Consider the following 9850-nt stretch of genomic DNA (forward strand, 5'->3'; position numbering starts at 1 on the left):
GCGAGGTTGCGCGCGCGGTGCGCGCCTGCTGCGCCGCACGCAACACGGAACCTCGCACCAGCTCGCGTCGCTCGCACGGTGCCGGGTCGGCCGCCTGGTGCGAGGTTGCGCGCCTGGTGCGCGCCTGCTGCGCCGCACGGAGCACGCAAGCTCGCACGGGCCCGCGACGCTCGCACCGTGCGGACAGGAGGCCCGTGGCGGGCCCGCACCGCGCCTCCAGGCCGGCGGTTCCCCCGTCCACACCGCGACACGCGCTGTCCAGGACCACCCACCGGACCTGCTACGGTTGTTCACACCCCTTGGCCCCCATAGCTCAGGGGATAGAGCACTGCCCTCCGGAGGCAGGGGCGGAGGTTCGAATCCTCCTGGGGGCACTGTCACATTGCCGCGCGAGCAGTTGTCTTCGCTTCGCTCAGTCAGCTGCGCGCGATGTCGCCTGCGGCGACCTTCCCCCGTTGAGACTCCTCCGGGTTCGTCGCCGGTCTCGTGGTGATCGTCCTCGTCGAGTGAGCAGAAGACGACGGGTCGGCGTGGGGACCGCGGTGTGTCCTGCTCACTCGGTGGTGGGCCCCCGCCGCCGCCCGCGCCACCCCGTGTTCCCGAGCAGGACACCTCGGTCCCCTAGGATCACGGGCCGGTCGTCCAGCACACGACCGGGAAGAGGCTTCGATGACCACCGCCACCGGGAACGCGCAGCTCGAACTCGCCCGAGGCGGCGACGCACCCGCCCCACGGACCCTGTTCGACGTCCTCGCGGCGACCGCGGCGACGCACCCGGATGCGACCGCGCTCGAGGACCCCGCCGGCAGCGTCGACTACGCGGCCCTGCTCGTCCTCGTGCGCGCGCAGGCCGACGACCTCGCCCGCCGCGGTGTCCGACGCGGGGACCGGGTCGGGGTGCGCATCCCCTCGGGCGGACGTGACCTGTACCTGTCGATCCTCGCCGTGCTGGCCGCGGGAGCCGCGTACGTGCCCGTCGACGCCGAGGACCCCGAGGAACGCGCGACTCTGGTGTTCGGCGAGGCCGGCGTCGTCGGGGTGATCGGCGCGGGCGGCGTGCTGCGCGACCGTGCCGGTGCCGAGTTGCCGGTGACGGACCCCGCGGCGAGCGCCGAGCTCCCCCGTGAGACCGACGACGCGTGGATCATCTTCACGTCCGGGTCGACCGGGGTGCCGAAGGGTGTGGCGGTCACCCACCGCAGTGCAGCGGCGTTCGTGGACGCCGAGGCACGGATGTTCCTGCAGGCGGCGCCGATCGGTCCGGGCGACCGGGTGCTGGCGGGACTGAGCGTGGCGTTCGACGCGTCGTGCGAGGAGATGTGGTTGGCGTGGGGGCACGGTGCCGCGTTGGTGCCGGCGCCCCGGTCGTTGGTGCGGACGGGGGTGGACCTGGGGCCGTGGCTCATCGCGCACACGATCACGGTGGTGTCGACGGTGCCGACGCTCGCGGCGCTGTGGCCGGACGATGCCCTCGAGCAGGTGCGGCTGGTGATCTTCGGTGGTGAGGCGTGCCCGCCGGAGCTGGCGGCGCGCATCGCGAGTCGTGACCGGGAGGTGTGGAACACGTACGGGCCGACGGAGGCGACGGTGGTGGCGTGCGGGTCCCTGCTCGACGGGAGCCAGCCGATCCGGATCGGGTTGCCGTTGGACGGGTGGGACCTGGCGGTCGTCGATGCATCGGGCGCCCGTGTGGCGCCCGGAGGTGTCGGGGAGCTGGTGATCGGTGGGGTCGGGCTGGGGCGGTACCTCGACCCGGCGAAGGACGCGGAGAAGTACGCGCCGTTCCCGGAGCTCGGGTGGGAGCGGGCGTACCGGAGCGGGGACCTGGTGCGGTACGAGCCCGAGGGGCTGGTGTTCCAGGGGCGTGCGGACGACCAGGTGAAGCTCGGTGGCCGGCGGATCGAGCTCGGGGAGATCGACGCTGCGCTGCAGGCCCTGGACGACGTGGCGGGTGGTGCTGCTGTGGTGCAGCGGACGCCGGCGGGCAACCAGGTGCTGGTCGGCTACGTGGCACCGGTGGCGGGTGCGACGGTCGACGTCGCGGCGGCGAATGCCCGCCTGCGTCAGGAGCTGCCCGCGGCGCTGGTGCCGTTGGTGGCGGTGGTGGACTCCCTGCCGACGCGGACGTCGGGCAAGGTCGACCGCGCGGCGCTGCCGTGGCCGTTGCCCGGTGCGTCGGACGCGGCGATGCTGCCGGACACGGTGGCGTGGATCGCGGAGCGCTGGTCGGCGATCCTGGGGGTGCCGGTGGCGAGCGTCGACGACGACTTCTTCGCGCACGGCGGTGGGTCGCTGACGGCGGCGCAGCTGGTGTCGGCGATCCGGGAGCGGTTCCCGACGACGACGGTGGCGGACGTGTACGACCACCCGAGGATCGGGGCGTTGGCTGCGGCGCTCGACGAGTCGGGTCCGGTGGCGGCTTCGTCGCGGGACGTGGCTCCGGTCCCCCCGGCGACGGGGCTGCTGATGACGCTGCTCGGGTTGCCGGTGCAGGTGCTCCGGGGGTTGCGGGTGCTGACGTGGACGGCACTGGTGGCTGCGGTGCTGCACGCGACGACGCTGCCCTTCCTGCCGGTGCTGCCCTGGCCGGCGCTGGTGCTGATGCTGCTGGTGTTCGTGACGCCGATCGGCAAGATGGCGCTGACCGTGGTCCTCGCCAGGCTGCTGCTGGCCGGGGTGCGGCCGGGGTCGTACCCCCGTGGTGGGGCGGTGCACCTGCGGGTGTGGCTGGCCGAGCGGATCGCCGAGGCGGTCGACGGCCCCTCGACCGCGGGTGCCCCGTGGATCAGCTACTACGCCCGGGCGCTCGGTGCGCGGGTCGGCAGGGACGTCGACCTGCACACGCTGCCGCCGGTGACGGGGATGCTCACGATCGGCAAGCGTGCGTCGGTCGAGCCCGAGGTCGACCTGGCCGGGCACTGGCTCGACGGTGACGTGTTCCACCTGGGGCACGTGCGGATCGACGACGACGCGGTGGTGCGGAGCCGGACGACGCTGCTGCCGGGTGCGCACGTCGGTGCGGGTGCCGAGGTCACCGCGGGTTCCGCCGTCGGCGGCCCGGTCCCGGCGGGCGAGCGCTGGGCGGGGGCACCGGCGGAGCGCATCGGGTCGGCTCGCGACGACCGGGAGGCCCGCCCCGCGGCCCGTCGACGCTGGCTGCTCGCGTACGGGGCCGGGTCCCTGGCCGTGGCCGGGTTGCCGGTGGTCGGCGTCGCGGTCGGACTGCTGGTCACCCTCGCCCTGGTCGGGCGGGCGACGACCCTGGGCGAGGCGGTGCTCCGTGCGCTGGTGACGGTCCCCCTGGCGACGGTCGTCGCGGGCACGGTGTACGCACTGCTGGTGGTGGTCGCGGTGCGGTTGCTCGGCATCGGGCTGCACGAGGGCCGGCACCCGGTGCGGTCCCGGATCGGCTGGCAGGTGTGGTCGACCGAGCGGGTGCTCGACGCGGCGCGCACGCTGCTGTTCCCGCTGTACGCGTCGCTGGTGACGCCGGTGTGGCTGCGGCTGCTCGGTGCACGGGTCGGGCGGGACACCGAGATCTCCACGGTGCTGCTCATCCCCGCGCTGACGCAGATCGCGTCGGGGGCGTTCCTGGCGGACGACACGATGGTGGCGACGTACGAGCTCGGCGGCGGTCGGGTGCGGATCGGCCGGTCGAAGGTGGGCCGTCGGGCGTTCCTCGGCAACAGCGGCATGACGGGCGCAGGACGCTCGGTGCCGCGTGAGGCCCTGGTCGCCGTGCTGTCCGCCGTGCCGAAGAAGGCCAAGCGCGGGTCGTCGTGGCTCGGGTCGCCCCCGGTGCGGCTGCGGCGTGCGGCGACGGAGTTCGACGAAGCCCGCACGTTCCGCCCGTCGCGTCGGCTCAAGGTCGCCCGCGGCTGCTGGGAGCTGTTGCGCCTGGTGGCCCCGATGGTGTCCGCAGCGATCGCCCTCGGCGTCGCCGGCACGCTCCTGGCGCTGTGGACCGCGGTCGGGGTCGGCTGGACCGTGCTGCTCGCGGGCCCGGTGCTCATCGCCGCAGGAGCCGTCGCCGCCGTGGTGTCGACGATCGCGAAGTGGGCGTTCGTCGGCCGGATCACCGCACGGGAGCACCCGCTGTGGTCGTCGTTCGTGTGGCGGAACGAGGTGCAGGACACCTTCGTCGAGACCGTCGCCCGGCCGTGGTTCGCCGAGCAGGCCACCGGCACCCCGGCCCTCGCCGTCTGGCTGCGGAGCCTCGGTGCGACGATCGGCCGCGGCACCTGGCTCGAGACCTACTGGCTGCCCGAGGCCGACCTGGTCACCATCGGGTCCGGGGCGTCGGTGGCACGGGGCACGGTCGTGCAGACGCACCTGTTCCACGACCGGGTGATGCAACTCGACACCGTCCGGCTCGACGCCGGCGCGACGCTGGGTCCGCACAGTGTCGTCCTGCCCGCCGCGGGCATCGGTGCCGGGGCCACCGTCGGACCGTCGTCGCTCGTGATGCGCGGCGAACAGGTGCCGACGGGCTCCCGCTGGTCCGGCAACCCGATCGCTCCCTGGACAGCGGCAGCCCCCTCGGTGACAGCTCCACCGGCGCCATGAGGTTGACTGTCTCCGTGCCCTCCGATCCCGCCGCCGACCCGTACACCCCGCACAGCGGCGACCGACGCTGGAGTGCGGAGCACTACGAGCTCCGGCTCGACTACCGCGTCGCCACGAACCGGCTCGACGGCACCGCGACGATCACCGCGCGCGCCCTCGAACCGCTCGACAAGGTCGTGATCGACCTGCACGGACTGACGGTCGACCGCGTCGACGTCGACGGCAGACGGGCGAAGAAGGTGTCGACCGCCACGCACAAGGTCACGGTCACCCCGGCCGACCCGATCGCCGCCGACACCGTGTTCAGCGTGCACCTGCGGTACCGGGGCACCCCGCACCCCGTCCGCAGCGCATGGGGACAGCTCGGGTGGGAAGAACTGTCCGACGGCGTGATCGTCGCCGCGCAGCCCACGGGAGCGCCGTCGTGGTTCCCGTGCAACGACCGCCCCGACGACAAGGCCACGTACCGGATCGAGATCGCGGCCGAGGCGGCGTACGACGTCCTCGCGAACGGCGAGCTGCTGGCGAAGGAGCGCGACCGCGTCGGCACCCGCTGGACCTACGCCACCACCGAGCCGATGGCGACGTACCTGGCGACCGTGCAGATCGGCCGCTACCGCACCACGAAGCTCCGCACCGGCGGGGTCCCCGTCACGCTGCACCACCCCGCCGACCTCGCCGCGGCCGCGAAGACCGACTTCGGCCAGGTGCCCGAGATGCTCGCGCTGTTCGGCGACCGGTTCGGCCCGTACCCGTTCGCAACCTACGGGGTCGTGGTGACCGACGACGACCTCGAGATCCCGCTCGAGGCCCACGGCCTGGCGGTGTTCGGCCGGAACCACGTCGACGGCGAGCACGGCACCGACCGCCTCATCGCCCACGAGCTCGCGCACCAGTGGTTCGGCAACTCCGTGACCGTCACCCGCTGGCAGGACATCTGGCTGCACGAGGGGTTCGCCTGCTACGCCGAGTGGCTGTGGTCCGACCAGCGCGGCGACGACTCCGCCGACGCGCTGGCCGAGCGGTACCGGCAGGGCCTGCTCGGGCAGCCGGAGGACCTGGTCGTCGGCGACCCGGGCGCGAAGGACATGTTCGACGACCGCGTCTACAAGCGCGGTGCCCTCGCCCTGCACGCCGTCCGCCGCACGTTCGGCGACGACGCCTTCTTCACCGGGCTGCGGAGCATCACCGAGCGGCACCGGCACGGATCCGTCACCGTGCCGGACGTGCTCAGTGCGTTCGCGGATGCCGCCGGCCGTTCCGTCGACGACGTCCGCGCCGTCACCGGGCCCTGGATCGACGAGGCGTCGGTGCCGGCACTGCCCGCGCCGCGCGCACGCTAGCGGGCTCCGCTGCCGCGTCGGCCAGCAGGCTCCGTCGCCGCGTCGGCTAGCCCGCCAGCTCACCGTCGGCCGGGTCGCAGCTGACCTCGGACCACACCGCGTCGAGCGACAGCCCGACCACGCCGGCGACCGAGGCGATCGTCGAGAACGCCGGCGTCGCGATGCGCCCGGTCTCGATCTTGCGGAGCGTCTCCGGCGAGATCCCCGCGGCCAGGGCCGTGTCGACGATCGACCGTGGACCACGGGCACGACGGAGCAGCGCACCGAGGCGACGACCGCGCGCGACCTCGTCGGGGCGGAGTGGGAGACGGACCATGACCACATAGTAATACCGGTATGATCATCGGCGTGATCGAGATCCTGACCCCCGCCGAGGTCGACAAGGGCCGCGCCACCGGAGCCCTCGTCGGCACGATCCTGCAGACCCTGCGCGAACGCACCCGCGTCGGCACGAACCTGCTCGAGATCGACCGGTGGGCGAAGCAGATGATCGAGGCCGCCGGCGCCGACTCCTGCTACGTCGACTACGCGCCCTCGTTCGGCCGCGGTCCCTTCGGCCACCACATCTGCACGGCCGTGAACGACGCCGTGCTGCACGGCCTCCCCCACGACCAGGTGCTGCACGACGGCGACCTGCTCACGCTCGACCTCGCCGTGTCGCTCGACGGCATCGCCGCCGACGCCGCGATCAGCTTCGTCGTCGGCACCCCACGCCCCGAGGACCTCGCACTCATCGACGCGACCGAACGCGCCCTCGCCGCGGGCATCGCCGCCGCCGGACCGGGCGCACGGATCGGTGACCTGTCGCACGCCATCGGCACCGTGCTCGAAGCCGCCGGGTACCCGGTGAACGTCGAGTTCGGGGGCCACGGCATCGGCTCGACCATGCACCAGGACCCGCACGTGTCGAACACCGGTCGCCGCGGTCGCGGCTACACGCTCCGGCCCGGGCTCCTGCTCGCCCTCGAACCGTGGGTGATGGCGGACACCGACGTCCTGGTCACCGACGCCGACGGGTGGACCCTGCGGAGTGCCACGGGAGCGCGGACCGCCCACACCGAGCACACCATCGCGATCACCGCGGACGGCGCCGAGGTGCTCACGCTCCCCCGCTGACCGTCCCGACCACGTCGACGGGCAGGCCACCCGCCGCGACGACGAGCACGACGTCCGGCGCGGGGTACAGCACGGTGAGCGGTTGTCCGGCACCCTCGAACACGGCGGTGCCAGCGGCCACGTCGACCTCCACCGCGAGCGGGTCGACGCGCAGCCCGCGTCCGTCGCGTTTCAGCACGGCCTCCTTGGCCGCCCACGCTGCGGCGAGGAGCGCCGGATCCCCGTCGGCTCGACGGAGTTCGACCGGGTTGAAGGCATCGAGCGGCGCGGCAGCGACCCGCGACACCCGTTCGACGTCGACACCGAGTGCCGACGGACCGACCGCGAGGGCGACGACGCCCGGTGCGCGCGACATGCTCACGCCGACCGTAGTGCCCGCGACGGTCGCCCACGGACGACCGTGGTCGGTCCCCGCGCAGTGCGGACAGACGCGCCCCGCGCGCACCGCGACCGGCTCGACGCCGGTCACCGACGCGACGGCGGCGACCAGGGCCTCCCGGTCGTCCGCTGGGTCAGCAGCAGGCGTCCGGAGCGTCACCGTGACGGCCTGGAGGCGCGACCCAACGACCGGGGCGGCGCCCGTCGGTCGTGTGGCCCGGCCCAGAGCGGATCAGGCGTGCGTCAGCGCGATGAGCGCGACGTTCATGGTGCTGTACTGACCCTCGGAGCGGGTGGCCTGGCGCACACGTCCGCGCAGGACCTCGTAGCGACCGTCGTGCTCGCGCACGAAACCGATCACACCCGTCGCCGGAGTCGACACCCGGTGGTAGCCGTCCTCGAGCGGGACGACCTCGGTGCTCGTGGTGCGTTCCATCGTTCTTCCCCTTCCGTTCATCCTCGAACAGTGGCGCCAGCATACCCCGGTACGGGGGACAAGACGTTCACAGGAAGCACGGTCCGGAGCGTTCCCCCAGAGTCTGTCCGTGCCCCTGCGTGGCCTGGATAGACTCCGGGCGACAGCGCTCTCGTGGCGCGGTCCGGTGCGGTGCCACGGGGTACCGACCGGTGACGGACGGAGGACGGATGCGAGCGGTCCAGCACGGATCGGGCACGGACGGATCGATCGGGCACAGGGGGACAACGCGGCTGTGGAGCCGCGTGACGGCGGCCCTCGTCGCGATGCTGATCGTCCTGGCCCCGGCAGCGACCGCCCACGCCACGGCGCCCGTCGACCTGGGCGGGGCGTACGTCCTCGACGAGGCCGATGCGCTGACCGCATCCCAGCAGGCGCGGGTCGAGCAGGCCGTGCAGGACCTGTACTCCGAGACCCAGACGCAGCTCTTCGTCGTGTTCGTGCCGTCCTTCACCGACCCCACCGACCACACCGAGTGGGGCCGAGCCGTCCTCGAGCAGAACCAGATCGACACCGACGGCATCCTGCTCTCGGTCGCGGTCGACGAGCGCAACTACGACGTCCAGCAGACGAACGAGACCGCGATCTCCGCGTCCGACGTGCAGAACGCCGTCGACGACTCGCTGCTGCCCAGACTCAAGCAGGACGACTGGTCCGGTGCGGCCGTGGCCTTCGCCGACGGGCTGACCCAGGCGCAGGCCCCGGTCGACCTCACCTGGCTGTGGATCCTGCTGCTCGTCGTGGTCGTCGGGCTCATCGTCGTGGTCCTGGTCATCCGGACCCGGAACAAGCGCCGCACCGCCGCAGCGACCAAGGCGCAGGAAGCCTCGCTCGCCGACCTCGAGCGCACCGCAGGCGGAGCACTGGTCACCATCGACGACGAACTCCGCACCGCCGAGCAGGAGGTCGGGTTCGCCAGCGCTCAGTTCGGCCCGGACGCTGCCAAGCCCTTCGCCGACGCCGTGCAGGCCGCCCAGCGCGAGGTCCGCAAGGCCTTCACGATCCGGCAGCAGCTCGACGACGAGATCCCGGACTCCCCCCAGCAGCGCGCCGAGTGGGCGAACCAGATCATCGTCATCTGCGAGCGGGCACACGCCGCGATCGAGGAGCAGACCGAGGCGTTCGACCAGCTCCGCTCGCTCGAGGACGGCATCGAGGACGCCGCCGCGTCGCTCGCCCAGGCCGTGGCCGCCGCACCGGCCTCGGTCGGAGCCGCTGCCGCTGCACTCGACCGCGTCCGCGCCCGCTACACCGGCCGCACCCTCGCCACCGTCGCCGACAACGTCGACCAGGCCCACCAGGTGCTCGCCTTCGCCACCGAACGCTCGAACGCCGCCACCGCGTCGATCGCCGCCGGCGACAAGGGCGAGGCGGTCGTCGCCGTGCGGGACGCCCAGCACGCCCTCGCCCAGGTGCAGCAGCTCACCGACGGTGCCCTCGCCGCCGAGCAGTCCTTCGACGAAGCCACCGCCCGTGCCGAGGCGATGCGCATCGACATCGAGGGCGACGTCGCCGCCGCTCGCAGCCTCCGCTCGGGCGGTCCGGACCTCGCCGCCGCCGTCACCCGCGCCGAGGCCGTGCTCCGGCAGGGACTCGACCCGAAGGACCCGGTCGCCGCCGTCGACGCGCTGACCAGGGCGAACACCGAGATCGACCGCGCCATCGCAGTGGCCCGGGGCGCCGAGGAACAGCGCCAGCGAGCCACGCAGGCGCTCGACGCAGCCCTCCGCGACGCCCGGAACCGGATCAGCCAGGCCCGCGACTACGTCTCGCTGCACCGCGGGGGCATCGGCCCGACCGCCCGGACCCGCTTGTCCGAGGCCCAGCGCGCCTACGACGACGCCGTCGAGCTCGCCCCGAGCAACCCCGGCCAGGCGCTCAACGCCGCCCGCGCGGCCGAACAGTACGCCGCCGCCGCGATGGACGCGGCGAACGACGACCTCGGCGGCTGGGGCGGCGGGCAGGGCGGCGG

The 9850-nt window shown here is 73.5% G+C and carries 7 protein-coding genes and 1 tRNA gene; 5 read left to right on the plus strand and 3 right to left on the minus strand.

All coding sequences use genetic code 11. The features are described from left to right. The first annotated feature begins 302 nt into the window (after positions 1 to 302). From KK097_RS17430 to KK097_RS17440, 3 genes are all read left to right on the plus strand, one after another. A tRNA-Arg gene (locus tag KK097_RS17430) sits at positions 303 to 374 on the plus strand. 295 nt (positions 375 to 669) lie between these two features. Then, positions 670 to 4566, plus strand: coding sequence for a Pls/PosA family non-ribosomal peptide synthetase (locus KK097_RS17435; RefSeq protein WP_214545593.1), 3897 nt, complete (start codon positions 670 to 672; stop codon positions 4564 to 4566). A 14-nt stretch (positions 4567 to 4580) separates the two neighbouring features. Further along, entirely contained in the window at positions 4581 to 5909 is a 1329-nt protein-coding gene (locus KK097_RS17440; RefSeq protein WP_307858444.1) for a M1 family metallopeptidase, read from the plus strand. A 46-nt stretch (positions 5910 to 5955) separates the two neighbouring features. Here KK097_RS17440 and KK097_RS17445 read toward each other — a convergent pair whose 3' ends face one another. Beyond that, entirely contained in the window at positions 5956 to 6225 is a 270-nt protein-coding gene (locus KK097_RS17445; RefSeq protein ID WP_027465796.1) for a helix-turn-helix domain-containing protein, read from the minus strand. 32 nt (positions 6226 to 6257) lie between these two features. On the opposite strand from KK097_RS17445, the gene map reads away from it, so the two are divergent. After that, complete coding sequence (gene map, locus KK097_RS17450; protein ID WP_214545594.1) at positions 6258 to 7025, plus strand: type I methionyl aminopeptidase; 768 nt, start codon at positions 6258 to 6260, stop codon at positions 7023 to 7025. Here map and KK097_RS17455 read toward each other — a convergent pair. Both KK097_RS17455 and KK097_RS17460 read right to left on the minus strand, forming a co-directional pair. Further along, the gene (locus KK097_RS17455) at positions 7009 to 7380 is read right to left on the minus strand and encodes a 4'-phosphopantetheinyl transferase superfamily protein (protein ID WP_214545595.1); all 372 of its coding nucleotides are present in this window, start codon (positions 7378 to 7380) and stop codon (positions 7009 to 7011) included. The two genes, map and KK097_RS17455, sit on opposite strands and share 17 nt — an antisense overlap. Positions 7381 to 7635: 255 nt before the next feature. After that, positions 7636 to 7839, minus strand: a complete 204-nt coding sequence (locus KK097_RS17460; protein ID WP_017885770.1) for a hypothetical protein — start codon at positions 7837 to 7839, stop codon at positions 7636 to 7638. Positions 7840 to 8123: 284 nt separating this feature from the next. On the opposite strand from KK097_RS17460, the gene KK097_RS17465 reads away from it, so the two are divergent. Beyond that, positions 8124 to 9850, plus strand: a 1727-nt coding sequence (locus tag KK097_RS17465; RefSeq protein ID WP_214545596.1) for a TPM domain-containing protein, incomplete at its 3' end; no start/stop codon positions are given.

The sequence above is a fragment of the Curtobacterium flaccumfaciens genome, from assembly GCF_018598405.1.
Lineage (GTDB): Bacteria > Actinomycetota > Actinomycetes > Actinomycetales > Microbacteriaceae > Curtobacterium > Curtobacterium aurantiacum.

What these genes read in the sequence shown, in the direction of transcription:
- KK097_RS17435 (WP_214545593.1), top strand. Translation starts at nt 670, where the DNA reads ATGACCACCGCCACCGGGAACGCGCAGCTCGAACTCGCCCGAGGCGGC.
- KK097_RS17445 (WP_027465796.1), bottom strand. Translation starts at nt 6,225, where the DNA reads ATGGTCCGTCTCCCACTCCGCCCCGACGAGGTCGCGCGCGGTCGTCGC.
- KK097_RS17455 (WP_214545595.1), bottom strand. Translation starts at nt 7,380, where the DNA reads ATGTCGCGCGCACCGGGCGTCGTCGCCCTCGCGGTCGGTCCGTCGGCA.
- KK097_RS17460 (WP_017885770.1), bottom strand. Translation starts at nt 7,839, where the DNA reads ATGGAACGCACCACGAGCACCGAGGTCGTCCCGCTCGAGGACGGCTAC.